We start from the raw sequence: 24,827 nt of genomic DNA on the forward strand, positions 1-24,827 counted from the left end.
TCGACCTACCCGAAGGTCAACCCGCCGGGCGTTCCACCGCGACCTCGTGCCCGCGCAGCGGCGCCAGGCACTGGTCGCAGCGGAGCTGGGGATGAAAGTCCTGGCCGCAGGACGGATGCGTGTACGTCATCGCGGGGCCCTCGGCCGCCCGGTGCCAGCGCTCCCCCCAGTCGACGGCGGTGCTGACGACGGGGAAGAACGCCCGGCCCTTCTCGGTGAGGTGGTAGCTGAGCCAGTCGGCGCGCTCGGCGCTCGGGCTCTGCTCGAAGACGCCCAGTTCGCAGAAGAGGCGCAGCCGCTCGGCCACGATCGTGGGCGGCGCGCCCAGGCGCTGCTCGAAGTCGCGGAACCGGTGCAGACCCTGGAAGGACGCGCCCAGGATGGCCGCCGACCAGCGGTTCCCGATCAGCGTCATGGTCTGCGGGAAGACGCCGGCGCCCGCGCTGGTGGAGCGCCGCCGGGTGGTGGCGGCCGGAACGGACCGTTCCCACGTGCCGCTCGGGCCGAACTCGCCGACGATGTCGCGCGGGCGGACCGGCTTGCCGCAGGCGGCGCAGGTCAGGATCGGCAGGAACGGCCGGTCGCAGCGCCGGTGCGCCATGGTGGGCAGCGACTCAACGTGCTCGGGCACCCAGGCCGCCTCCCAGGCCCAGACCGACAGCAGCACCGGCCACAGGTCGCGGCCGCGTCTGGTCAGCCGGTATTCGAGGCGGCGGGAGCGGCTCTCGTACTCGGCCTTCTCGAAGACCCCCATGCCGGTCAGGTAGGCGAGCCGCCGGGTCAGCACGGCGTGCGAGATCGGCAGCGCGGTCCGCCACTCGCCGTAGCGGCGGACGCCGAGCATCGCGTAGCGGAGCAGCAGCAGGTTCCACTCGTCGCCGACCAGGCCGAGCGTGTGGCCGATCGCGTTGGCGCCGCCCGGGGGCAGCGCGGTCGGCCGGTCCGGCGGGTGGACGAGCACGGGTGTCTCCATCGGGAGCAAATCAGAGCCGCAGTGCCTGGGCTGGTGAGTCCGCCGCGCGCCAGCCGGGGATGGTGTCCCCGGCCGCCCAGGTGGCGTGGGTGCCGCTGGAGACGCGTTCGGGCAGCTTGATCCGCGCGATCGGACCGTCCGCGATCCGGGCCGCGTCGAAGATCAGGCACTCCGAGCGATCATCGTTCATGTCGGTGGTCAGCGTAACAACGTAGCCGTCGTCTTCGGCTGAAGATCCGCTACGGGGGGCCATGGCGGGTTCGCTGCCGTACACGCCGGCGGGCAGCCGGAACCGGTCCTCGGCGCCGGTGCGCAGGTCGTGGCGGACCAGGCCGTCGAACAGGAACCAGCCCTCGACGCCGGTGGCCGCGTACGCGTAGCGGTAGCCGAGGCCGCCGTAGGCGCTGTTGAGCACGCCGAACTCGGTGATCGAGTCGGTCAGGCGCTCCTCCCGGCACTGGCCGGTGACCAGGTTGAGCCGCCAGCGGTGCAGCCGGGTCTGCATCCGGTCCAGCGCGAGGAAGCGGAACATGCGCTGGTAGTAGCCGCCGTCGCCGCTGTCCCTGGGTTCCGGGTCGTCCTGGAAGAACCCGTCCAGGACGATCTCGTCGCCCTCCTCGTACGCGTTGACCCAGTGCAGCACATAGGTCGGAGCCGCCTCGAACCACCGCACCTCGGTGCCCTTGCGCGGGATCACGCCGAGCCGCAGCGGCAGTTCGGGGTGGAACCTGGCCGCGTACCTGCCCTTCGCCATCAGCTCCGGATCCCAGAACATCGGGCAGTCGTTGAGTATCGCGTAGTTCTCGGTGAACGCCATGTCGTGCGGCAGCCGGGGGCCCGGCAGCGCGATGTCCACGTAGTGGCTCAGCCGGTCGTCCGCCCCGACGACCCCGTAGTGCATGTACGGCTCATCGGTCCCGTAGTTGAAGAACAGCAGCTCCCCCGTGCGCGGATCGACCTTGGTGTGCGCCGAGACCCCGCACCCGTACGGGAACTCGCCACCCCACTCGGCCTTCCCGAGCGTCTCCAGCGTCAGCGGATCCAGCCGGTACAGATCCCCGCACTGGTAGAAACTGGTCAGCGCCACCCCGGCGTGCACGACCACGTCCGTGCTGGACGCGTCCTTCATCCGCCCCCGCGCCCCCCACCCGTCCGCGCGCGGCGACTTGGCCGGCCGCTCCGCGATGCCCGCCCACAGCGGCTTGCCCGCCTCCGCCTCCAGCAGGAACCCGTCGGTGCGGACGAACTTGTTCCGGTAGAACGCCTTCCCGTCCCGGAACCCGATCACGTGCACCATGCCGTCCCCGTCGAACGGGTGGTAACGCTCCAGCGCCGGATGCACCGGATTCTCGGTGTTGCGCAGGTACACGCCGTCGAGGTCCGCGGGAATCTCCCCGACCACGGTCAGCTCGTCCGCGCGCCACTCGGCGGTCTGCGGACGCCACGGCCCGGTCCGGTACGGATGGTCGTCCTCCGCCGGCAGGGTCGACAGGACACGTCCGACGACGTCGACGTCCACGCGGGTGCTCCTCTACTCGATACCGACGACGAAGCCGACCGTGGTGGTCGTGCTGCCGCCGATGTTCAGCGTTCCGAACCGGCGCGCCCCTTCGACCTGGTAGGCCCCGGCCCGGCCGGTGACCTGCCGGCTGGCGTCCAGGACCATCCGGACCCCGGTGGCCCCGACCGGATGGCCGCCGCCGATCAGCCCGCCGCTCGGGTTGACCGGGATGCGCCCGCCGAGTTCCAGGTCGCCGTTCTCGACGGCCTTCCAGCTCTCGCCGGGGCCGGTGATGCCGAAGTGGTCGATGGCCGCGTACTCGGACATGGTGAAGCAGTCGTGGGTCTCGATCCCGTCGAGCGCGTCCACACCGGGGATGCCGGCCCGCGCGAAGGCGTCCAGGATGGTGTTGCGCACGTGCGGCAGCACATAGGGGTCGGCGGCGCTGCGTTCCAGCTTCTGGGCGAGCGGCAGCCCGACCGTGCGATGCCCCCAGCCCTGGATGCGGGCCTTCCGCGCCTTCGTACGGGCCGCGAAACGCTCGCTCACCAGCACGACCCCGGCGGCGCCGTCGGTGATCTGGCTGCAGTCGGTCCGGCGGACCCGGCCTTCGACGATCGGGTTGAGGGTGTCGTCGTCGGTGAAGCTGGCCTCGGTGAAGGTCCAGCCGCGGGTCTGCGCGTTCGGGTTGGCGCGGGCGTTGCGGAAGTTGAGTTCGGCGATGGCGCGCAGGTGCGCGTCGTCCAGGCCGTAGCGGCGGTCGTACTCGTCAGCGAGCGCGCTGAACATGTACGGCCACATGAACCGGGCGTCCTCGCCCTCGTGGCCGACCCAGGCGGCGGCGCCGAGATGCCCGGCCGCGTCGTCGCCGGAGACGGTGCGTTCCAGTTCGAGGCCGAGCACGAGGGCGCAGTCGTACCGGCCGGATTCGAGGTCGGCCATGGCGGCGAGCAGGGCGACGCCGCCGGAGGCGCAGGCGGCTTCGTGCCGGGCGGCGGGGACTTCCCAGAATTCGGGGCGCACGGTGGCGGGCATGCCGCCAAGCTGGCCCTGCCGGGTGAAGAGCTGGCCGAAGGCGTTGCCGACGTGGATGACACCGATGTCGGCGGCGTCCACTCCCGCGTCCTCCAGAGTGCCGGCCGTGACCGCTTCGGTGAGATCGGCGAACTCCTGGTCATCCCGGCACCAGTTACGAGCGAAGTCCGTTTGGTGACCACCCAGGATCCATACTGACATGGTTCCTTACTACAATAACGAGAGTTGCGCGTCAACGAAGCAGCACGTCGCAGAGAGGCGTAAACCGTGTCCGACGTCTTCCTCTTGGAGTACCTCCGCACCCCCCGGGCGAAGGGCTCGGCCCGCGGTTCGCTGCACCATCGGAGCCCGGTGGATCTGGTCGCGGCGCTGCAGACGGCCATCGTCGGCCGTACCGGCCTGGATCCCGGCGCGGTCGAGGACGTGATCGTCGGCTCCGCCTCCCAGGTCGGCGAGCAGGGCGCCAACCTGGCCAGGACGGCGACGCTGCTGGCCGGGTGGGGCGACGGCGTGCCCGGCGGGACGGTCAACCGGTTCTGCGCGTCCGGCATCGACGCGGTGGCCCAGACCTCGGCCAGGATCCGCGCCGGGGAGATCGGCCTGGCCGTGGCGGGCGGCGTGGAGAGCGTCTCCCGGGTGCCGATGTACAGCGACCGGGGGCCGCTCTGGTCCGACCCGGAGACGGTCGAGCGGATCGGCTCCATCCACATGGGCGTGGCCGCCGACCTGAACGCCACCATCGACGGCTGGACCCGCGACCAGCTGGACGCCTACGCGGTGGAGACCCACGGCAAGGCGGCCGCCGCCTGGGACCGCGGCGACCACGCCCGATCCGTCCTGCCGATGACCCGCGCCGACGGCAGCGTCTTCGACCGGGACGAGCTGATCCGCCCCGGCACCACGGCCGAGAGCCTGGCCGCGCTCGCCCCCGCCTTCGCCGGGCTCGGGCAGGACCATCTGGCCCTGGCCGCCTACCCGGAGGTCGGCGCGATCGACCACCTGCACACGGTCGGCAGCTCCCCCGCCCTGGCCGACGGCGCGGCCCTGATCCTGCTCGGCACCCGCGAGCAGGCGGAGCGGCACGGCCTGCGCCCCCGCGCCCGGGTCATCGCCGCCGCCACCGCCGCCGTCAACCCGGTGCTCATGCTCACCGCCGGCCAGGAGGCGATCGAGAAGCTCCTGGCCAGGGCCGGGCTCACCCCCGCCGACATCGACGTCTACGAGTTCGCCGAAGCCTTCTCCGCGCTCTGCCTGCGGCTGCGGCGCGACCTCGGGCCCGGCCCCGACCGGCTCAACCCGGGCGGCGGCACGATCGCCATGGGCCACGCCTTCGGCGCCACCGGCGCGATCATGGTCGGCGGCTGCGCCGACGCCCTGGAACGCCTCGGCGGCCGGTACGGCGTGGCCGCCGTCAGCGGCGCGGCCGGCCTCGGCGTCGCCGTCCTGATCGAGCGGGTGGCCGCGTGACCCCCCTCAAGGGCAAGGTCATCGTCATCACCGGCGGCGGGCGCGGCCTCGGCCGCGCGTTCGCCCTGCACCTGGCCCGCCAGGGCGCCCGGCTGGTGATCAACAACCGCAACCGGCTGGTCGACAAGCACGGCCTCGGCCCCGCCGACCACGTGGTCGCCGAGATCAGAGACCTGGGCGGCGAGGCCGTCGCCGAACACGGCGACGTGGGCGACCCCGCCACCGCCGGGCACCTGGTCGAGCTGGCGATGGACATCTGGGGACGCATCGACGCCTGCGTGACCAGCGCCGCCGTCAGCCGCCCGGTCATGTTCCACCGCTCCACCGCCGAGGCGTTCGAGTCGATCATCCGGACCAACGTGCTCGGCACCGCCCAGGTCGCCGCCGCCTGCTCCGTCGTCATGCGCGAGCAGCGGTACGGCCGGATCGTGCTGCTCGCCTCCACCGCCGGGCTGCACGGCGAACCCACGGTCTCCGCCTACGCGGCCAGCAAGGGCGCGGTCATCGCGCTCGGCCGCTCGATCGCCGCCGAGGGCGCGCCACGGGGAGTGCACACCAACGTCCTGCTTCCCTATGCGCTGACCCAGCTGACCGACACCAAGATGGCCGAGCAGTATCGCGACGTCATGGACCCCGCGTCGGTCGCGCCGGTGGTCGCCGCGCTCTGCGATCCCGCCTGCACGCTCAACGGGGAAGTGATCGTCGCGGCCGGGTCCGGCCTCCGCGCCGCCGACGCGGTCGAGTGGGGCACGGTCCCCGTGACGCCGGGCTGCCCCGAGGGGCTGGCCGAGCTGCTGGCGCGGAGCCGGGCGGGCACCGCGCACCGGTACGGCAACGCCCACCTCGGCTTCCTGGACTTCGCGGAGGAGCTGCCCTGAGTTCTTCCCGCTGCCCCCCGAACGCGCCTAACATCTGCCAGGTGCTGATCGACCATGTGGAGGTGCTGGTCTCCAGCCCCGGCCGCAACTTCGTCACCCTGCGCGTCCGCACCGCCGACGGCCTCACCGGCTACGGCGACGCCACCCTCAACGGCCGCGAACTCGCCGTCGCCGCCTACCTCCAGGAACACGTGGTCCCGCTGCTGACCGGCCGGGACGCGCACCGCATCGAGGACACCTGGCAGTACCTCTACCGGGGGGCGTACTGGCGGCGCGGCCCCGTCACCATGGCCGCCATCGCCGCCGTCGACACCGCCCTCTGGGACCTCAAGGCCAAGGTCGCCGGGCTCCCCCTCTACCAGCTGCTCGGCGGCCGATCCAGGGACGCCTGCCTGGTGTACGGCCACGCCTCAGGCAACACCCTCCCGGAACTGTTCGACTCGATCAGGGCCCACCTGGAAAAGGGCTACCGCGCCCTCAGAATCCAGACCGGCCTGCCCGGCATGTCCACCGTGTACGGCGTCGCCAGCTCCCCCGCCGCGGCCGGCGAACGCTACGACTACGAACCGGCCCGCGCCACCGCGCTCCCGGTCGAGGAACGCTGGGACACCCGCCTCTACCTGCGCCACCTGCCCACCGTCTTCGAGGCGGTACGCGCCGAGTTCGGCCCGGAACTACCCCTGCTGCACGACAGCCACCACCGCCTGACACCCATCCAGGCGGCGTCCCTGGGCAAGGCCCTGGAACCGTACGACCTGTTCTGGCTGGAGGACGTGACCCCGGCCGAGAACCAGGAGGCGCTGCGGCTGGTCCGGCGGCACACCACGACACCGCTCGCGATCGGCGAGGTGTTCAACACGATCTGGGACTACCAGACGCTGATCCGCGAGCAGCTGATCGACTACGTGCGGTCCCCGGTGACGCACGCGGGCGGCATCACCGCGCTCCGCCGTATCTTCGACTACGCGGCGATGTATCAGGTCAAGTCGGGGATTCACGGCCCTACGGACATCTCGCCGGTCGGGCTGGCGGCGGCGCTGCATCTGGGGGTCGCGATCCACAATTTCGGCATCCAGGAGTACATGCCGCACACCTCCGACACCGATGCGGTGTTCCGGCCGTCCTACCGGTTCGCCGGGGGTTCGCTGGCGCCCGGCGAGGAGCCCGGGATCGGGATCGACTACGACGACGTGGCCGCGGCGCGGTTTCCGTACAAGGCGGCCTATCTGCCCGTCAACCGCCTGCTCGACGGGACGGTGCACGACTGGTGAGTCAGGGCTTGTAGGCGACGCCGCCGTACTGCCAGACCTGGCGGTCGGTGTAGTCGGTGCCCGGCTCCGGGTGCCACTGCGGGAGCGAGACCACGCCGGGCGGGAGCAGCTGGAGGCCGTCGAACATGGCGGCCACCTGCTCAGGGGTGCGGAGCCTGATCGCGGTGGCCCCGCTGGCGTTCCAGGCCGCGGCGGCCAGGTCCATCTCCGGGCTGACCACGCTGTGCGCGATGCCGACGTAGCTGCCGGGCGGGAGCGCGTCCACCAGCACCCCGAGCGCGTCATGGGCCAGGGTGTCATCGGTCACGAAGTCCAGCACGCCCATCAGCATCAGGCCGATCGGCCGGGCGAAGCACAGGGTGTCGGTGGCGGCCTGCAGGATGGGCTCAGGGTCGCGCAGGTCGGCGTCGATGTAGTCGGTCCGGCCTTCCGGGGTGCCCCGGAGCATGGCTCTGGCGTGGATCAGCACGATCGGGTCGTTGTCCACGTAGACGATCTTGGCGGCGGGGTTGACCCGCTGCGCCACCTCGTGGGTGTTGTTCACCGTCGGGTTGCCCGTGCCCACGTCCAGGAACTGGTCGATCTTCGCGCGGCCCGCCAGGAAGCGGACCACCCGCCCGATGAACTGCCGTTCGGCCCTGGCGATGATCGGCAGACCGGGCATCACCCGCACGATCAGGTCGCCGATCTCGCGGTCCGAAGGGTAGTTGTCGGTACCGCCAAGCCAGTAGTCCCAGACTCGGGCCGGATGCGGCACCGTGGTATCGATCCGGCGCAACGACCTGGACCTTTGCGCCTGCTGGGTCATGACGTCCCCTCTTTCGCTATGACCTTCAAGCTTAAACGAGCACACCCCTACAAATGGGGACGAAGCACCCAAATAGCCGCAATCCACACCCCACTCCTGGCATAGATATCCGAATATTTCGGGCATCCGACCATGGCAACGTATGCAGCCGGGAGGGGCGGACCGGCCGGCTGCGGCGGGGCCGGCGTCACACTTGTCACCGAAACAGGTAAATGCACGGCAAAATGGACTTTCATGCCGCGAACGAGGGAACCGTCCAGCGCGGGTTCCGGCGTCGATCCCGTTGCCCGTCCCCGCTCCAGCTCCCCGGAACCACCATGATCGAGTTCGACGACACCGCCGACCTGGGCGTGCTCCACACCCGCAGGGGCCGCCTCGACCTGGCCCTCGCGCACCACGCCGGCTCCGCCGCCATCGCCGGGGGCCTGGGCGACCATCGCCTGCGGGCGATCGCGCTCGGCGGCGTCGGCGAGGTCCTGCACCTCCAGGGCCGCCCGGCCGAGGCGGTCGAACGCCTCACCGAGGCCCTCAGCCTGCTGGACGGGGACGCCGAGTCCATCGCCCCGCTCAACACGCTCGCCCTGGCCTACCGCGACCTCGGCCACCTCGACGACGCCCTGCGCACCGCCCGCGCCGCCGTCGGACGCGCCGCCGGGGCCGCCACCCTCACCACGCTGGCCACCATCCTGCTCCGGCTCGGCGACCCGGGAACGGCGCTCGCCCACGCGACCGACGCCCAGCGCCTGGCCACCGCGGCACACGAGCGGATCGAGGCGTCCCTCACGCTCACCGCCATCCACACCTCGCTCGCCCAGTACGACCGGGCCCACCCGCACGCCCGGCAGGCGCTGACCCTGTCAGAACCCGGCTACCGCCTGCTCCACGGCAACGCCATGACCGCCCTGGCCACCCTGCACCACTGCGCCGGCCGCCCTGCCGAGGCCCACCTGCACGCGACCAGGGCCCTCCAGATCCACCAGGAGACCGGCCATCTGCCCGGCGAGGCGCAGACCCACCTGATCCTGGCCCACACCGCGCCCGGCGAGTTCCGCGCGTTCCACCTGCGCGCGGCCTTCACCCTGTTCGCCCAGCTCGGGGCTAATTTTAGAGCTTAGTTCAACTAGCGGCGTGAAGCCGCAGGGGAGCGCTGGTGTTCAGGAACTCCTCCAGCACCAGCGTCGCCGCCCCCAGCGCCACCGCGTCCGGGCCCAGCTCACCCAGGATGATCGAGGTCGCGTTGAACGGCTGGGTGAGCGAGTTCACCCGGGCGGCGGCCCGGATCCCCGGCAGCAGATCGCGCCCGATCATCAGACCGGCCCAGCCGCCGATCAGGATCCGCTCGGGATTGAGCAGGTTGATCAGGCTGGACAGGCCCATGCCCAGATAGGCCACCGTCTCCTCGATCACGTCCGGCCGCGTCTCCAGCACCCGGCCCAGCGCCGCCTGCCAGTCACTCGTCCGGGTCGGCACCCCCGCCCGGTCGAGGATTCCCTCCGCCCCGATGTACGCCTCCAGGCAGCCCCGGCCGCCGCACCGGCACTGCCGGCCCTCCAGCGCGATCTTCGTGTGCCCCCACTCCCCCGCGCTGTTGCTGGCCCCGCGCATCACCACCCCGTCGGCCACCACGGTCGCGCCCACCCCGGAGCCGATCAGCACGATCACCGCGTGCGCGGCCCCCCGCCCCCCGCCGAACCACAGCTCGGCCTGGCCCATCGTCTTGGCGCCGTTGTCGATGAACACCGGCAGCGACGTGCCCGCCCGCATCAGCGCGCCCAGCGGGACCCCGTCCCAGCCGAAGGTCTTGGCGTGGATGAGCGTGTCAGGGCCGCGCTCCACGATGCCCGGCACCCCGATGCCGACGCCCAGCACCCGGTCGGCGGGCACCTGGCCGTCCGCCAGCACCACGTCGATGCCCGCCAGGATCCGGCGGGTGACCAGCTCGATGTCGTGGTGGGAGGGCCGGAGGCTGTAGTCGACCCTGGCCTTCTCCGTCATCTCCAGGTCGAACAGCTCGACCCGGACGTGCGTCTCGGCCACATCCACGCCGATGACGTGCCCGTACGCCGGATTGACCCGGAGCAGCACCCGGGGCCGGCCGCCGTCGGAGTCCACCTGGCCGGCCTCGACGATGATGTCCTCGGCCAGCAGGTCGCCGGTCATGGTGCTGATCGTGGCGGCGCTGAGCCCGGTGAGCCCGGTGAGCTCGTGGCGGCTGGCCGGTCCGTCGAAATAGAGCGTGCGCAGCAGCATGCCGCGGTTGCCCCGCCGGACGTCCCGGACCGTCCTGCGCTCCGGCCTCGCCATATGCGACCTGCCTCCCCGTGCTTAGTTCAATACGTGAACCTATACTCCCGACGCTCTCACCTTGGACGCAACCGGGACGAAGGCAATTGAACAGACTATCCCGCGTTGCGTTACCAAAGCGTTTCCCGCGGAGGGCTGATCTTTTTTTGCATCTTACATTATCGTCTGTGCAACCCCCGATGAAGGAGATGGAAATGATCAGGAGAGTCACAGGCACCGTCGCGGTCGCGGCGCTGCTCGCCGGGCTCACCGCTTGCGGCGGCTCCGAGGAGGCCGCAGGGTCCACGACCTTGACCTACTGGATGTTCCAGGACCGCACCCCGCAGGCGGGCGAAGTCGTCGAGAAGATCCGTACCGACTTCGAGAAGGCCAACCCGGGCGTCACCGTCAAGATCGTCAAGATTCCCAAGGACGACTACAACACCAAGCTGGGCAGCGCGGTGGCCGCGAACACCGTCCCCGACGTCGGCGTCCTGGACCAGCCCCTAGTCGCCCGCTACGCGATGGACGGCACCATCAAGGAGCTGCCGGCCGGCACGGTCAACGAGGCTGACTACTTCGAGGGGGCCCTGAACACCAACCGCTACAACGGCAAGCTGTACGGCCTGCCCGTCGACCACACCGCGGTCGCGCTGTTCTACAACAAGAAGCTGGTGCCGACGCCGCCCAAGACCTGGGACGAGCTGAAGCAGATGAGCGACGCCATCCACAAGGCCGACCCGAAGGTGGCCGGCATCGTGGTGCCCAAGGGCGACGGCTACGGCGCCTGGATGTGGCCGGGTGTCGTGCACGGCGCCGGCGGCGAGATGGTCGACGAGGCCAACAAGAAGATCCTCTTCGACCAGCAGCCGGCCGTGGACGCGCTCCAGCTCTGGGTGGACCTGCTGCCCTCCTCGCCGCGCGACATCACCGACTCCGAGATGGCCTTCGCCAACGGCCTGGCCGGCATGATGATCTCCGGCCCGTGGGACGTGGCCACCATCAAGGACCAGTTCCCCGAGCTCGACTTCAACGTCGCGCCGCTGCCGTACAAGACGACGCCGGCCGGGAACATCGGCGGCGAGAACGCGGTGGTCTTCAGCAAGGGCCAGAACGCGGACCTGGCCTGGAAGTGGCTCAAGCACCTGACCAGCGCCGAGAACAACACCATCTACGCGCAGGCGCTCGGCGGCTTCCCGATCAACAAGGCCGCGGCCGAGCGGGACGCCGGCAGCTTCGGCGAGCAGCAGCAGGGCTTCCTTGAGCAGCTCAAGGTCGCGCACGCCCGCCCGGCCGTGCCCGAGTGGATCCAGATCAACGACGAGATCATCGCCCCGGCCATCGAGGCGGCGCTCAGCGGCAAGGTCACCTCCCAGCAGGCGCTCACCGACGCGGCGACCAAGACGCGCGCCCTGCTCGGCTGGAACAGCTAACGCGGAAGCGAGGCAAACGTGGCATCTCCGGTGGTGGCCGACAGGCCCGCCGTGACGCCCCGCCCCGGGCGGCGCCGCCGCCCGGGATTCGGGCGCTCAGACCGTCTGGTCGGGTATTTGCTGATCACGCCGGCGCTGATCTATTTCGTGGTCTTCCTGCTGTATCCGGCGATGGCCGCGCTGTACTACAGCTTCACCGACTGGAACCTGCGCTCCCCCGCCTCCTGGGTGGGCCTGCAGAACTACAGCGACCTGCTGTTCGAGGACGTGAAGTTCCCGCACTTCTGGAAGTCCGTCCAGGTCACCGTGCAGTACACGCTGATCGCCGTGCCGCTCACGCTGATCACCGCGCTCGGTCAGGCGCTGCTGGTGAACGCGATCCGGCGCGGCTCCAACCTGTTCCGGCTGCTGCTGTTCCTCCCCGTGGTCACCGCGGAGGCGGCCGTCGGCGCCATCTGGCGCTGGCTCTACGACCCGCAGTACGGCCTGATCAACGCGATACTCGGCTTGTTCGGCATCCCCAAACAGAACTGGCTCAACACCCCCGAGCTGGTCATCCCCGCGCTGGCGTTCATCGCCGCGTGGCAGTGCGGCATCTCGATGATCATCTATTTGGCCGGCTTGAAGGGCATCCCCGACTCCATCCGCGAGGCGGCGACGATCGACGGCGCGGGCCCCGTGCAGCGCTTCTGGAAGGTGGTCGTGCCGATGCTCAGGCCGACCACGTTCTACCTGGTGGTGACCGGGGTGATCGCGGCACTCCAGGTGTTCGGCCTGGTGTACGTGATCTTCTCGGCCGGCGGCGGCCGGAGCGTCACCGGCGGGCCGGAACAGTCCGGCCTGATGTACGTGCTGCACCTGTACCTGTTCGCGTTCCGGTATGACGCGATGGGCGCGGCCTGCGCGATGTCGTTCCTGCTGTTCCTGCTGATCATGATCGTCACCGCGCTGCAGTTCAAGTTTCTGAAGCAGGAGGCGGCTTGAACACCGCACAACGGGTGCGCAAAGCGCCCATCTATATTGCCCTGGTGCTGCTGACGCTGATCTCGGTGGTGCCGTTCGTCTGGATGCTCGCGACCTCGTTCAAGCACAGCTCGGACATCTACACCAAGGTGCCGAACCTGCTGCCGCTGGACAAGCAGACCGGCGAGTGGGCCGCGACGTTTGAGAACTACGCGTACGTGCTCGACATCGGCGGGCTCGGCCAGGCGTTCCTCAACAGCATCTACGTGTGCGTGATCCTGGTCCCGGCCAAACTGCTGATCGACGCCCTGGCCGCGTACGCGTTCGCCCGGATCCCGTTCCCCGGCCGGGACAAACTGTTCGTGCTGCTGCTGACCGGGATGATGGTGCCGACGATCACGCTGCTGATCCCGCGCATCCACGTCACCCAGTCGCTGGGCATGTTCGACTCCAGCTGGGGCCTGATCGTGCCCAACATCGCGTCCGTGCTGGACATCTTCCTGCTGCGGCAGTTCTTCCTCTCGCTGCCCGTGGACCTGGAGGAGGCGGCGCGGATCGACGGCGCCAGCCGCATGCAGATCTTCTGGCGGATCGTGCTGCCGCTGTCCAAGCCCGTGCTCGCGGTGGTGACGATCACGAGCTTCATCTTCCACTGGAACGACCTGGTGTGGCCGCTGGTCGTGCTCAACGACCCCGAGCTGTACACGCTGCCGCTCGCGCTCCAGCAGCTCGCGAGCACCGAATCCGGGCGCGCGTACTACATCATGGCGGGCGCGGCGCTGGCGGTGATCCCAGTGATCATCGTGCTGCTGGTGTTCCAGCGGCGGATCATGCAGGGCATCGCGTTCACCGGCCTCAAGACCTGACCGGGAGCCGGGGTGTGGAGGGACACCCCGGCTCCTCAGGCCGTGATCGCGAGGACGGCCGGATCGACGGGGTGCTTCAGGGGTTGCCCGCTCAGGGCGCGGAGCACCTCGTCGGCGGCCGATTCCCCGAGCCGGTGCAGCTCGGTGCCGAGCGCACCGGCGACGTGGGGGGTCAGGACGAGGTTCGGCAGCTCCCACAGCGGCGAGCCGGGCGGCGGGATCTCGGGATCGGTCACGTCCAGTACGGCCGAGAGGCGGCCGGTGCGGAGTTCGGCGAGGAGGGCGCGCTCGTCGACGAGGGAGCCTCTGGCGGTGTTGATGAGCGTCGCGCCATCGCGCATCGAGGCGAGCAGGCTCGCGCTGACCAGGCCGCGGGTCTCCGCGGTGGCGGGGGCGTGGATGGAGACGATGTCACTGGCCGCGAAGAGCTCGTCCAGGCCGACGAGGGTCGCGCCCAGATCGTCCGCGGCCTCGACGTACGGGTCGGAGAGCAGAACCGTGAAGTCGAAAGGTCTCAGCAGAGCGAGCACCCGGCGGCCGATCTTGGACGCCCCGACCAGCCCGACGGTCTTGCGGTAGTTGCCGATCCGAAGGTCCCGGCGGATGAGGTTGAGGTCAGCCCGGACGGAACGGTATTCGCGGGCCAGCGCGGGAACGCCTTTGCCGGCCAGCAGGATCATGGCCAGGGTGTACTCGGCGACAGGAACCGCGTTCGCGTCGGCGGCGGAACTCACCTGAATCCCCCGCTCGAAGACGTCCGGGCTGAGGTGACCTTTGACGGTTCCGGCGGCGTGCACGACGGCTCTCAGCTTGGGCGCATACTCCAAAGCGGCAGAATCCAGGCGCGGACTCCCCCAGCCGGTCAGCAGGATGTCCGCCTCCCGCAGCCGCGCACGCGACCGCGAGGAACGGAACTCGGTCAGCGGCGAAGCCAGGTCGACGGCGGCGACACCTTGAAGACGTTCCGCGACCACTGGCGGAAAAAGCCGCGGCGGCAACTCCGGGAACATCGCGAGCTCGATCCTCGCGGTGCCGTGGTGAACCCGGGTCATCCACGCGTCCATGCGGGGGTGTCCAGAGGGGTGCGCTGGACGCCGATCCACTGGCGGCGGGTGAAGCCCGGCATCTGGTTCTCCGCGCCGTGGCGGGCGTGGGCGTCGTTGACGTGGACCTCGCCCGCCTGGAGGCGTTCCGCGACGGTCAGGCCGCGGATGAGGTCGGTGCTGAAGACCGAGTTCATCAGCATGGGGTAGCCGTTGACGAGGGCGATGGCCTCCTCCTCGGAGTCGACGACCGTGATCGGGATGACCGGGCCGAAGATCTCCTCGGTGAAGGCGGGCATGTCGGGGGTGACGCCGGTGAGGACGGTCGGGCGGTAGAACAGGCCCTCGTAGCTGGCGCCGGTGGTCGCCTTCGCGCCCTTGGCGATCGACGGCTGGACGATCGCCTGGTGGACGCGGTCGCGCTGGGTTTCGCTGATCAGGGGGCCGAGGTCGACGTCGTCGCGGACGGGGTCGCCGACGCGAAGGGCCGCGACCTTGCGGGTGACCGTCTCGACGTACCGGTCGGCGACGTCGCGGAGGACGATGTGGCGGCTGGCGCTGATGCAGGTCTGGCCCTGGAATTCGAGCGAGGCGATCAGCGCGCAGGAGGCGGCCAGGTCGAGGTCGGCGTCGTCGAGGATGACGAAGGCGTTGGAGCCGCCGAGTTCGAGGCGGATCTGGCGCAGGTCGGTGGCGGCCGAGGCGGCGATGGCCAGGCCGACCTCGCGGGAGCCGGTGAAGTCGAGCAGGTCCAGGCCGCGGTGCTCGGCGAGCGCGTGGCCGGCTTCTGGGCCTTCGCCGGTGACGAGGTTGAAGACGCCGGGCGGGAGACCCGCGTGGTGGGCGGCTTCGGCGAGGATCTGGCCGCCGAGGATGGGGGTGAGTTCGGCGGGTTTGAGGACGATCGTGTTGCCGAAGGCCAGGCCGGGGGCGACGGCGCGCATGGCGAGGTTGAGCGGGTAGTTCCAGGGGGTGATGACGCCGATCACGCCGAGCGGGACCGCGCGGGAGAGCGAGAGTTTTCCCGCCTTGTACGGCTGGAGGATGTCGCCGGCGGTCTGGGTCGCCTGGACGGCGGAGATGGCGAGCTGGCGGAGGCCTGCGGAGACCTCGTCTTCGGCTTTGGCGCGTACGCCGCCGGTTTCGCGCATGCTGAGGTCGATCAGCTCGTCGTATCGGCTGCGCAGGTGGGCGGCGAAGCGCTCGAGGTGCGCCGCGCGGGCGGGGGCGCTTAGGGCGGCCCAGGCGGGCTGGGCGGCGCGGGCGGCGGCCACGGCGCGGTCGATGTCGGCGGGGGCGGCTTGCGCGTACTCTCCGATCTCCGCACCCGTCGCCTTTTCGTGCACAGAGGCCGTTCTGCCTGGTTGAGCCGGGGTGAAGGCACCGTCGATGTAAAGCTTGCCGGAGGCGAGAGAGGCAGTCATGACGCCGATTCTAGACTTACTCGTATGCCTAAAATAAGGTCTTGAGCATTGCGCCATCCCGGTTGGCACGGTCCGAAAGTTCCGGATATATCACGATGTACAAGCCCCCGGCGGAGCGATGCTCGCGACTTCTGATGATATATAAAACTAAGTCTTGACAGTCGTGACTCCAACGGCCAACCTTCCCGGTGAAGGGTCTGCCACCGGCCCGACGTCGCGCGTTCATCACCTGTACGTCCATGACCGCCCACCGGACCCGGGGGACCGCAGTGGAACAAACGGCCTCATCAGTAGCGGCACCTCTGGTAGATCACGGACGAGCGGAGATGCGGCTGCTGCTGCGGGAGCTGGTCGAACCGCTGCTGCCCCGATTCAGCCCCGGGCGGGCGCGCCTGCGGCTCGGCGGCAACGCCGCGCACTATCCCGACGCGGCGGCCGAACTGGAATCCTTCGCCCGGCCGCTCTGGGGGCTGGCCCCGCTGGCCGCCGGCGGCGGCGGCTTCGACCACTGGGACCTGTGGCGGGAAGGACTCGCCAACGGCACCGACTCCGCGCACCCCGAGTACTGGGGTCCCGTCACCGACATCGACCAGCGCCTGGTGGAGACCGCGGCCATCGGACTCGGCCTGGCCCTGTCCCCCGAGGCCCTCTGGGATCCGCTCACCGGACGCCAACGCGACAACGTCTCCGCCTGGCTCCGGAACGCGATGACCGTCAAAGCCGTCGACAACAACTGGCAGTTCTTCCCCGTACTGACCGGCCTCGGCCTGAACCGGGTCGGCATCGAGACCGTCCCGGTGTCCGCCCGCCTCGATCAACTGGAGTCGTACGCGCTCGGATCCGGCTGGTACAGCGACGGCGACACGCCCCAACGGGACTACTACATCCCGTTCGCCATGCACTACTACGCCCTGATCTACGCGGCTCTGACCGACGACCAAGCCCGTGCCCGCCGCCTGAAGGAACGCGCCGCCGCCTTCGCCCACGACTTCCAGCACTGGTTCACCACCGACGGCGCAGCCGTCCCGTACGGCAGGAGCATGACCTACCGCTTCGCCCAGGGAGCCTTCTGGGGCGCCCTCGCCTTCGCCGACGTCGAGGCCCTCCCATGGGACGTGATCAAAGGCCACCTGATCCGCCATCTACGGTGGTGGCTCAACCACCCCATCCGAGACGCGTCCGGACTTCTCACGATTGGGTACGCGTATCCGCAGCCAAACCTCGCCGAGCAGTACAACGCGCCGGGTTCCCCGTACTGGGCGCTGAAAGCCTTCCTTCCGCTGGCGCTGCCTCGTGATCACGCGTTCTGGCGAGCCGAGGACACCCCCGCGCCGGCCCTCCCATCGACCAGCACCCAGCCGGAGCCGGGCGTCACGCTGATGCGCTGCGAGGAAGGGCGCCAAGTCATCATGCTGACCTCCCTCCAGCACAACAACTGGGCCCGCCACGGCGCGGCGAAGTACGCGAAATTCGCCTACTCCACCGCGTTCGGGTTCAGCGTGCCGGGCGGGACGTGGGGCCTCGAACAGGGCGCGTTCGACAGCACGCTCGCGCTGAGCGAGGACGGCGACCACTGGCGGCCGTGCGAGATCCCCGAGGATTCCTCAGCGGACCAGGCGCTCCATCATCTGCGCTGGTCACCCTGGGCGGACGTGGAGATCGAGACGTGGCTGATCGCCTGCGCTCCGTGGCATGTGCGAATCCACCGGGTGCGCTCGGGCCGTCCCCTGCACACCGCCGAAGGCGCGTTCGCCCTGAACCGCGACGTACCCGCCCACCGAACCGCGACCGGAACAGCGCACGCGCGCCTTCTCTCCCCCGCGGGTCTCTGCCAGATCGAGGACCTCGCGCCGGCGCCCACCCGGCGCGGAGAACTTCTCGCGGCGCTCCCCGGCACCAACGTGATGGCCCCGCGAACAACGATCCCCACACTCCGAGGCGAACTCGCGCCCGGCGAGCATTGGCTGACCTGCGCCGTCGTGGCCCTCACCACCGCGGCGGAATGGCTGGCCCCGCCCGATCTCGCTACCCTGCGCGGGGACCGAAGAGCTGGGCTACCTTCGGATTGTCCTCAATTCGCGTCCGAGTCGAGGAAAGGGCCCACGACAGCGGCGAAATCCTCGGGGGCGTCCCCGTGAATGCAGTGCCCGATGTCAATGACGGCGGTCTTCGCGTCCGGGATGTTCTCGGCCACTTCCGCGTAGATCGCAGGCGGGACCAGACCGGTTTCGCCGCCGCTCAGGACCAGCGTCCTGGCGGTGATGGCCGGAAGGCGATCCCACCACGCGGGATCGGGGGCGCGGACGCCGCGGCGGATCTGATCGACCGCTCGCCAGTCGAAATCCACGGGTTCGTCGGGTTCCGGGAAGGACTCGATGGGGATGGCGGGTGGGCGGCGCGGCGGCACGGGTGGCTCTTCGACAACCAGCCGCCTGATCAGCTGAGGGCGATCCTGGGCGATCCGGATCGCGATCGCGCCGCCCATTGAGTGGCCGACCATGTCGATCACGTCGAATCCGCGCGCGTCGATGAAGGCCAGGGCGTCGGCGGCCATCAGGTCGATGCTGTATTCGGCCGCGCGAGGGCTACGGTCATGGCCTCGCGCGGCCAGGGCGAACGTGTGCCGATCAAGCCCGGCGATGAACGTGTCCCAGGTGGCCGGTTCGCCGGTCAGGCCGTGCAGCAGGAAAAGCGGGACGCCTCCCGGTACACCTTGCTCCTGGTAGGCAAGCTCAACAGTGCTCATAGCGAGCAGATTAGTGCTCCACGAATCAGATATGAGGTGACAAGTCGGCCAGAATCATTCTCTTGGGCTTGGCTCCCTTGATCTGGTGGATGATCTCGCCGTTCCGGTAGAGGTTGAGGGTGGGGTAGCCGAGGACGTTGTAGCGCAGCGCGATCTCGGGGTGGTCGTCGGCGTTGAGTTTGGCGATGACGAGGCGGTCGCCGTACTCGGCGTCGATCTCGTCCAGGATCGGGGCGAGCATCCGGCACGGTGGGCACCATTCGGTCCAGAAGTCCACCAGGACGGGGCGGTCGCTCTTCAGCACGTCCTCGTCGAAGCTCTCCGTGGTTACTGTGATCATTTGGTTCTCCTGATGGCGCATCCAGGGCAGGCCTGCTTCAGCTGAGTGGCGACCTCGGTTCTCCGGGCGACCAGCGCCTGGATCTCCGCGTCGATCTCGGCGAGCTTGCGCTGGTAGACGGCGACGGACTCCGGGCAGGCGTTCCCGGACGCGTGCCCGGCCCGCAGGCAGGCGACGAACGGCCGGGCGTCCTCAAGCGTGAACCCCACGGCCATCAGCGAACGGATCTGAGCGACCAGCCCGACATCGGCCTCGTCGTAGTCCCGGTATCCGTTCGCCGCCCGCTGGGCTCGAATCAGCCCGTGCTCCTCGTAATACCGCAGGGCCCGAGCACTCACTCCCGCCCGCCGCGCCAACTCCCCGATCCGCATCGACCCTCCACCAGCACCCACCACCGGCGGCGACACCCACCGGCCCTCCGAACCTAAACGCTCACACCAACGTCAAGGTCAACCCCAGACTTCCCGCCAACGCGGGCGAGCCCGCGGTAGCGCAGGTCATGTCCCTGACTCGCGCAGAACGCGGGGCGGGCCTAGGCGATCGCGCGGTCGGGGATGGTGGTGTAGTCGGGGAAGTTGCCGGGGAGGCGTTCGTTCTCGGGGCCCGAGGTGACCGCGCGGACGAGGAGTTCGCCGCCGACGAACGCTCCGCGCCAGGAGCCGCCGAGGCCGCCGAAGAGCTCTTCGCGGTCGCCGCGGGAGCGGGGTTTGTTGAGGCCGACCTTGAAGGCGCGGACTTCGGTGGCGAGGCGGCGGGCGGTGCGGGTGTCGTCGCAGGAGATGGTGGCGACCAGGGCGCCGTTGCTGGCGTTCATGGCGGCCAGGAGTTCGGCTTCGGTGTCGACGAGCACGATCGTGTCCACCGGTCCGAAGGGTTCGGCGTGGAAGAGGGGCGAGGAGCCCGGCGGCGCGAGGATCGCCACCGGGGCCAGGTAAGCGGATATGTCCTGACCGGGAAGGAACCGGCCGTCGTCGAGCGAGCCACGGAACAGCGGCACGCCGCCCTTGGCGATGGCGTCGTCGATCTGGTCAGTTAGATCCTTCGCCTTGGCGTTGTTGATCAGCGGTCCGAAGTCGAGTTCGGGCAGCGGGTCGTCCGGCGACTCCACGGCGAGCGGATGCCCGAACCGCACCCCCTGCACCGCGGGCAGGTACGCGGCCACGAACTCATGGAACAACGTCCGCTGAACCACGAACCGCGGATACGCCGTGCACCGCTGCTTCGCGTAGTCGAACGTGGCGCGGATCTGCCGCGACAGCGTCTCCCAGTCGCCGAAGTCCCAGATCCCCCAGCAGTTGAGACCTTCCTGCTCCAGCACATGCCGCCGCCCGAGATCGGCCAGCGAGGTGGCGACCTGCCCGCCCGCGTCCCGGCCCCCCACGAAGGAGACGCACCCCAGCTCCTGCCCCCGCACCAGCGCCGGCGAGAGCTCCGCCCCTCCCCCGCTGACCAGCGTCAACGGCACACCCTCCCGTACGGCCAGCGCGCAGGCCAGGGTGAGGCAGGACAACCCCCCGTCAGTGGGGGTCTTCGCGATGGCGGCGTTACCCGCGAGCGCCTGAACGAGCATCGCGTGCATCAACACGCTCATCGGATAGTTCCAGCTGGCGATATTGCTGACCGGCCCGGGGAGCGGCCCGCGCCCCACGAGCATGCGGTCGATCTCCTCGACGTACCACCGCACGCCCTCGATGCAGCGATCCACGTCGGCGAGCGCCAGCCGCCACGGCTTGCCGATCTCCCACACCAGCAGCAGCGCCAGCAGTTCCCGATGCGCCGTCATCGAGTCCAGCGCCGCCGTCACCCGGGCCGCCCGCTCGCCGAGCGGCACGTGCCGCCACTGCCGATGGTCATCGAACGCCGCCCGCACCGCCCGCACCGCCGCCGACCGATCCAGCCGAGGCGGCCCCGCGATCGTCGTCCCGTCCACCGGTGTCACCCCTGGCACCGGCCTTCCGTCCCGCTGCCAGATCCCACCCCAGTGGTTCAGCACCCGGTCATCGTGAAACGCCTCCGGCGCCTCCGCGCAACACCGGCCGTACGCGTCCTGCCAGGACGTTCCCGGCTTGAGAACAAGCGGCATCAGGTCTTTCCTTTCCTGCGGAAATCCGGCGGACCGTCAACATTGACGGAAGGTCGATCAGAGGAAACCGGCCGATCGGACGGCCGAGGCCTGCCAGGTGATTACGCCGACTTCGGATAGCCGCCGAAGGCGGTAAGTGTTCGGTCGGACCAGTGGAGGCCGCCAAGCAACGGGTCCCGGCTCCGGAGGCTTCCGGAGCCGTAGATGTCTCAGTCGGACCAGTCGACGGCGTGGGCGAGGCGGGGTAAGGGTTCGAATTCCTTGATGGTGTCGAGGGAGCGGCCCATCGCGGCGTTGGCCTCGCGTTCGACCATGACCTCGACCAGGACGGGGAGTTGTTCGCGGGCGGATTCGGCGCTGGCCCAGGCGAGAGCGCCGGCGAGGTCGCCGGGGGACTCGATGCGGCGGGCGGGGCAGCCGAACGCCTCCATGAGCTTGACGTGGTCGATGCCGCCTTCGCCGTAGTGCAGATCGACGGCGAAGTTCATGTCGTAGGGGATCTCCGCCTGCCTGATCAGCCCGAGATACTCGTTGTTGATCATCACGATGACGAACGGGATCCGGTACTGCGCGGCCACCGCGATCTCCTCCATCAGGAACTGGAAGGAGTAGTCGCCCACCACCGCGACGACCTCACGATCGGGGAACGCGCATTTCACGCCCATCGCGGCCGGGATCTCCCAGCCGAGCGGCCCGGCCTGGCCGCAGACGAGGTAGCGCCGGGGCAGGAAGGTGCGCTGGAACTGCCCGGACCAGATCTGGTAGAGCCCGATCGCGGTCACGAACGTCGTGTCGGAGCCATAGAACTCGTTGATCTCCCGGAACACCCGGGGCGGCTTGATCGGGACGTCGTCGAAGTCGTCGCGCCGCGCCATCGTGTCGCGCAGTTCCTCGACCCGGCGGGGCCACCGTCCGGCGCGCTGCGGCTTGGTCCGGTGCCGGGCCTCCGCGGCCATCGCGGCGAGCGTCGGCTGGGCGTGCCCGACCACGCCGAGATCCGGCTCGAAGACGCGCCCGATCTGGGTCGGCTCGATGTCCACGTGAATGAACGTGCGCCCCTTCCGGTACACCTCCAGGTCGCCGGTGTGCCGATCGCCGAAGCGGGCGCCCACGGCGAGCACCAGATCGCTCTCCAGGAAGGCCGCGTTGCCCCACCTCGTCTGCGTCTGGATTCCGGCCATGCCCGCGAACAACGGATGGTTTTCGGGGAAAGCGCCCTTCCCCATCAGCGTCACCTGGACCGGCACCTGAAGATGCTCGGCGAGCGAGCGCAGTTCGGCCGTCGCGTCACCGATGATCACCCCGCCACCGGCCAGGATCAGCGGCCGCTCGGCCCGCGCGAGCATGTCCACCGCCGCCCGCACGGCCGAAGGCGTCGGTTCCGGCACTTCCACCGGGAACGGCGCGTCCAGCTCCGGGTCGTACAGACAGGTGCCCCGCTGCACGTCGATCGGCAGGTCGATGAGCACAGGACCCGGCCGCCCCGACCGGGCGATCCGGAACGCCTCCCGGAACACCCACGGCGCCTGGGCGGGCTCCTTGAGCTGGACCGACCACTTCGTCACCGGCCTGGCGATCTCCACGATGTCGACCGCCTGGAAGGACTCCTGGTGGAGCTTGCCACGCTCGGCCTGCCCGGTGATGCAGATCATCGGGATCGAGTCGGCGAGCGCCGTGTACAGCCCGGTGATCATGTTGGTCCCGGCCGGCCCGGACGTCCCGATGCAGACCCCGACGTTTCCGGTCACCCGGGACCAGCCGTCGGCGGCGTGGGTCCCGCCCTCCTCGTGGCGGACCGTGATGTGCCGGATCGAGCTGTGCTGGAGGGCGGCGTAGAGCGGGAGAATCGCCGCGCCCGGGATGCCGAAGACGGTGTCGACGCCCTCGGACTCCAGGACCGAGACCACGGCCTCCATGCACGGAATCCGCTTCATGCGTTGATCCTTTCGATGACCTTGAGCAGCGCCGAGTGGTCGAGGGAGCCGTGGCCCTGGGCTTTCGCGGCGGCGATGAGCTGGGCGACGACCCCGGTGAGCGGCAGCGCCACGCCCGCCTCCCGGGCGGCGGCGATGATGATGCCCATGTCCTTGTCGTGCAGGTCGATCCGGAAGCCGGGGGTGAACTCCCGTTTGATCATGGAGTGGCGTTTGAGTTCGAGGATGCGGGATCCGGCGAGCCCGCCCGCGAGCACGTCGAGGCCGGCCGCCGGATCCACCCCCGATGCCTCCAGCAGCACGATCGCCTCGGCGACCAGGCCGTAGATGCCGCCGACGACGAGCTGGTTGGCGGCCTTCACGGTCTGGCCCGCGCCGGACGGGCCCACGTGCACGATGGTCGTGCCGAGCACCCGGAGCACCTCGCGGGCGGATTCGACGTCTTCGGCCCGGCCACCGATCATGATCGAGAGCGTGCCGTCGATCGCGCCGCGCTCACCGCCGCTCACCGGGGCGTCGATCGCCCTGATGCCCTTGACGGCCGCGGCCTGGGCCACCCGCCGGGAGGTCTCCGGCCTGATGGTGCTCATGTCGATGTGCAGCAGGCCCGCCGAGCCGTACTCCAGCAGCCCCGCGCCGCCGAAGACGACCTCTTCGACCTGTGGCGAGTCGGGCAGCATGGTGATCACCACGTGCGCCTGCGCGACCGCCTCACCGAGGGTGCCCGCCGCCTTGCCGCCCAGGGCGACAAGGCGGTCCAGCTGCTGCTCGCTCACGTCGTACCCAACGACGGTGTGACCCGCTCTGACCAGGTTCGCAGCCATGTGCGCCCCCATGATCCCGAGCCCGATGAATCCGATGTTCATCCGTTCCTCCAGGCGAAGCTCTCGGCACTCGGGCCGGTGGGCCGATACTCAAGACCGACCTGACCCCGGTAACCCACCGAAGCCAGCCGTTCGAAAATCTCCCGGTACGGCATGCCGCCCGACCCCGGCTCGCCCCGCCCCGGATCGTCGGCGACCTGCACGTGCCCGAAGCGCGAGACACTCTCGTCGATCAGCGCCAGCACGTCCTCCCCCATCCGGTGCAGGTGATAGAGATCGGCCAGGAACGCCACATTGGCCACCCCCACCTCGTCGATCACCGCGAACGCCCCGGCCGACGAAGTGATCGGATAGCGCGGGTTCTCGTGCGCGTTCAGCGCCTCCACGACCACGACCGCGTCGATCCCGGCCGCGGCCTCGGCCGCGAGCAGCAGGTTGCCCAGTGCCGTCTCCCGCTGTTCCCCGGCCGGGAGATCGGGGGCACGGTTGCCGTAGAGCGCGTTCAGCACCCGGCAGCCGAGCGAGTCGGCCAGCCCGACCGCCACCTCCACGTTGGCCCGGAACCGGTCCGACGTGCCCGGATCGGACAGCAGCCCGCGATCCCCTGCGGCCATGTCCCCGGCGTCGAAGTTGAGCCCGACCAGCCGCACCCCCGCGTCACCGATCGCCCGGCGCAACTGATCGAGCTCCCGATCCGCCGGAACCGGCCCGTCGAACGGCCACCACAGTTCGATCGCGTCGAACCCGGCCTTGGCCGCCGCCTCCGGCCGTTCCAGCAACGGCAGTTCGGTGAACAGGATGGACAGGTTGACATCGAACTCGAACCCGCTCTCCCCCAGGGTCATGGGCTCTCCAGCAGGGATCGCATGAGGCGGGCGGTTTCGCTGGGGGTCTTGCCGACGCGGACGCCGACCTTCTCCAGCGCTTCCTTCTTGGCCTGGGCGGTGCCGGCCGC

Annotated in this window: 22 protein-coding genes and 1 pseudogene; 8 read left to right on the plus strand and 15 right to left on the minus strand. The window is 69.9% G+C overall.

Features of this window, described 5'->3' with window-relative positions:
• Window positions 1-16 precede the first annotated feature (16 nt).
• From Acor_RS29950 to Acor_RS29960, 3 genes are read right to left on the minus strand one after another with little or no spacing between them, the layout of a single operon-like run.
• On the minus strand, window positions 17-961 hold the full coding sequence (locus tag Acor_RS29950; RefSeq protein WP_246239317.1) for a winged helix-turn-helix transcriptional regulator: 945 nt from the start codon (window positions 959-961) through the stop codon (window positions 17-19).
• A 22-nt stretch (window positions 962-983) separates the two neighbouring features.
• Window positions 984-2,492, minus strand: coding sequence for a carotenoid oxygenase family protein (locus tag Acor_RS29955; protein ID WP_155340116.1), 1,509 nt, complete (start codon window positions 2,490-2,492; stop codon window positions 984-986).
• Between the two features lie 12 nt (window positions 2,493-2,504).
• Complete coding sequence (locus tag Acor_RS29960) at window positions 2,505-3,710, minus strand: acetyl-CoA acetyltransferase (protein WP_155340117.1); 1,206 nt, start codon at window positions 3,708-3,710, stop codon at window positions 2,505-2,507.
• 66 nt (window positions 3,711-3,776) lie between these two features.
• On the opposite strand from Acor_RS29960, the gene Acor_RS29965 reads away from it, so the two are divergent.
• The 3 genes from Acor_RS29965 to manD are packed head-to-tail and all read left to right on the plus strand — an operon-like array spanning window position 3,777 to window position 7,125.
• On the plus strand, window positions 3,777-4,976 hold the full coding sequence (locus Acor_RS29965) for an acetyl-CoA C-acyltransferase (RefSeq protein ID WP_155340118.1): 1,200 nt from the start codon (window positions 3,777-3,779) through the stop codon (window positions 4,974-4,976).
• A complete protein-coding gene (locus Acor_RS29970; RefSeq protein WP_155340119.1) occupies window positions 4,973-5,854 on the plus strand; it encodes an SDR family NAD(P)-dependent oxidoreductase in 882 nt (293 codons plus the stop codon). The genes Acor_RS29965 and Acor_RS29970 overlap by 4 nt, the downstream gene beginning before the upstream one ends.
• 41 nt (window positions 5,855-5,895) lie before the next feature.
• Entirely contained in the window at window positions 5,896-7,125 is a 1,230-nt protein-coding gene (gene manD / locus Acor_RS29975; RefSeq protein ID WP_155340120.1) for a D-mannonate dehydratase ManD, read from the plus strand.
• Between the two features lies 1 nt (window position 7,126).
• On the opposite strand, the gene Acor_RS29980 is transcribed toward manD, so the two are convergent.
• Window positions 7,127-7,903 carry an SAM-dependent methyltransferase gene (locus Acor_RS29980; protein ID WP_246239319.1) on the minus strand — a complete coding sequence of 259 codons (777 nt, stop codon included), beginning with the start codon at window positions 7,901-7,903 and terminating at the stop codon, window positions 7,127-7,129.
• A 347-nt stretch (window positions 7,904-8,250) separates the two neighbouring features.
• Here Acor_RS29980 and Acor_RS29985 point away from each other — a divergent pair, with 347 nt between their 5' ends.
• The gene (locus Acor_RS29985) at window positions 8,251-9,048 is read left to right on the plus strand and encodes a tetratricopeptide repeat protein (RefSeq protein WP_170317132.1); all 798 of its coding nucleotides are present in this window, start codon (window positions 8,251-8,253) and stop codon (window positions 9,046-9,048) included.
• A 1-nt stretch (window position 9,049) separates the two neighbouring features.
• Here Acor_RS29985 and Acor_RS29990 read toward each other — a convergent pair whose 3' ends face one another.
• Complete coding sequence (locus Acor_RS29990; protein ID WP_155340123.1) at window positions 9,050-10,237, minus strand: ROK family protein; 1,188 nt, start codon at window positions 10,235-10,237, stop codon at window positions 9,050-9,052.
• Between the two features lie 194 nt (window positions 10,238-10,431).
• Here Acor_RS29990 and Acor_RS29995 point away from each other — a divergent pair, with 194 nt between their 5' ends.
• The 3 genes from Acor_RS29995 to Acor_RS30005 are packed head-to-tail and all read left to right on the plus strand — an operon-like array spanning window position 10,432 to window position 13,478.
• Entirely contained in the window at window positions 10,432-11,649 is a 1,218-nt protein-coding gene (locus Acor_RS29995; RefSeq protein ID WP_170317133.1) for an ABC transporter substrate-binding protein, read from the plus strand.
• 18 nt (window positions 11,650-11,667) lie between these two features.
• Window positions 11,668-12,633 carry a carbohydrate ABC transporter permease gene (locus Acor_RS30000; protein ID WP_155340125.1) on the plus strand — a complete coding sequence of 322 codons (966 nt, stop codon included), beginning with the start codon at window positions 11,668-11,670 and terminating at the stop codon, window positions 12,631-12,633.
• On the plus strand, window positions 12,630-13,478 hold the full coding sequence (locus tag Acor_RS30005; protein WP_155340126.1) for a carbohydrate ABC transporter permease: 849 nt from the start codon (window positions 12,630-12,632) through the stop codon (window positions 13,476-13,478). Before Acor_RS30000 ends, Acor_RS30005 begins: the two co-directional genes overlap by 4 nt.
• A gap of 35 nt (window positions 13,479-13,513) precedes the next feature.
• Here the strand turns inward: Acor_RS30005 and Acor_RS30010 are convergent, their stop codons facing one another.
• Together Acor_RS30010 and Acor_RS30015 are read right to left on the minus strand one after the other, a co-directional pair.
• Window positions 13,514-14,530: a hydroxyacid dehydrogenase gene (locus Acor_RS30010; protein WP_218034570.1), complete on the minus strand. Its 1,017-nt coding sequence runs from the start codon at window positions 14,528-14,530 to the stop codon at window positions 13,514-13,516.
• Window positions 14,527-15,945, minus strand: coding sequence for an aldehyde dehydrogenase family protein (locus tag Acor_RS30015; RefSeq protein WP_155340127.1), 1,419 nt, complete (start codon window positions 15,943-15,945; stop codon window positions 14,527-14,529). The genes Acor_RS30010 and Acor_RS30015 overlap by 4 nt, the downstream gene beginning before the upstream one ends.
• 326 nt (window positions 15,946-16,271) lie before the next feature.
• On the opposite strand from Acor_RS30015, the gene Acor_RS30020 reads away from it, so the two are divergent.
• Window positions 16,272-18,083, plus strand: a complete 1,812-nt coding sequence (locus tag Acor_RS30020) for a DUF2264 domain-containing protein (RefSeq protein ID WP_155340128.1) — start codon at window positions 16,272-16,274, stop codon at window positions 18,081-18,083.
• On the opposite strand, the gene Acor_RS30025 is transcribed toward Acor_RS30020, so the two are convergent.
• The 8 genes and pseudogenes from Acor_RS30025 to Acor_RS44820 form a co-directional block, all read right to left on the minus strand.
• A complete protein-coding gene (locus Acor_RS30025) occupies window positions 18,017-18,691 on the minus strand; it encodes an alpha/beta fold hydrolase (RefSeq protein ID WP_155340129.1) in 675 nt (224 codons plus the stop codon). The genes Acor_RS30020 and Acor_RS30025 overlap by 67 nt on opposite strands.
• A 25-nt stretch (window positions 18,692-18,716) precedes the next feature.
• Complete coding sequence (trxA, locus tag Acor_RS30030; protein ID WP_155340130.1) at window positions 18,717-19,031, minus strand: thioredoxin; 315 nt, start codon at window positions 19,029-19,031, stop codon at window positions 18,717-18,719.
• Window positions 19,028-19,402 carry a MerR family transcriptional regulator gene (locus tag Acor_RS30035; protein WP_155340131.1) on the minus strand — a complete coding sequence of 125 codons (375 nt, stop codon included), beginning with the start codon at window positions 19,400-19,402 and terminating at the stop codon, window positions 19,028-19,030. Before Acor_RS30035 ends, trxA begins: the two co-directional genes overlap by 4 nt.
• Window positions 19,403-19,563: 161 nt before the next feature.
• Window positions 19,564-21,114, minus strand: coding sequence for an aldehyde dehydrogenase family protein (locus tag Acor_RS30040; RefSeq protein ID WP_155340132.1), 1,551 nt, complete (start codon window positions 21,112-21,114; stop codon window positions 19,564-19,566).
• Between the two features lie 209 nt (window positions 21,115-21,323).
• Window positions 21,324-23,048: a glyoxylate carboligase gene (gcl, locus tag Acor_RS30045; RefSeq protein ID WP_155340133.1), complete on the minus strand. Its 1,725-nt coding sequence runs from the start codon at window positions 23,046-23,048 to the stop codon at window positions 21,324-21,326.
• Window positions 23,045-23,914 carry a 2-hydroxy-3-oxopropionate reductase gene (locus tag Acor_RS30050; protein ID WP_155340134.1) on the minus strand — a complete coding sequence of 290 codons (870 nt, stop codon included), beginning with the start codon at window positions 23,912-23,914 and terminating at the stop codon, window positions 23,045-23,047. The genes gcl and Acor_RS30050 overlap by 4 nt, the downstream gene beginning before the upstream one ends.
• Window positions 23,911-24,717, minus strand: coding sequence for a hydroxypyruvate isomerase family protein (locus tag Acor_RS30055; protein WP_155340135.1), 807 nt, complete (start codon window positions 24,715-24,717; stop codon window positions 23,911-23,913). The genes Acor_RS30050 and Acor_RS30055 overlap by 4 nt, the downstream gene beginning before the upstream one ends.
• A pseudogene (locus Acor_RS44820) lies at window positions 24,714-24,827 on the minus strand (succinate--CoA ligase subunit alpha); the annotation flags it as partial. The gene Acor_RS30055 and the pseudogene Acor_RS44820, both read right to left, overlap by 4 nt.

The organism is Acrocarpospora corrugata (genome assembly GCF_009687845.1).
Taxonomy (GTDB): Bacteria; Actinomycetota; Actinomycetes; order Streptosporangiales; family Streptosporangiaceae; genus Acrocarpospora; species Acrocarpospora corrugata.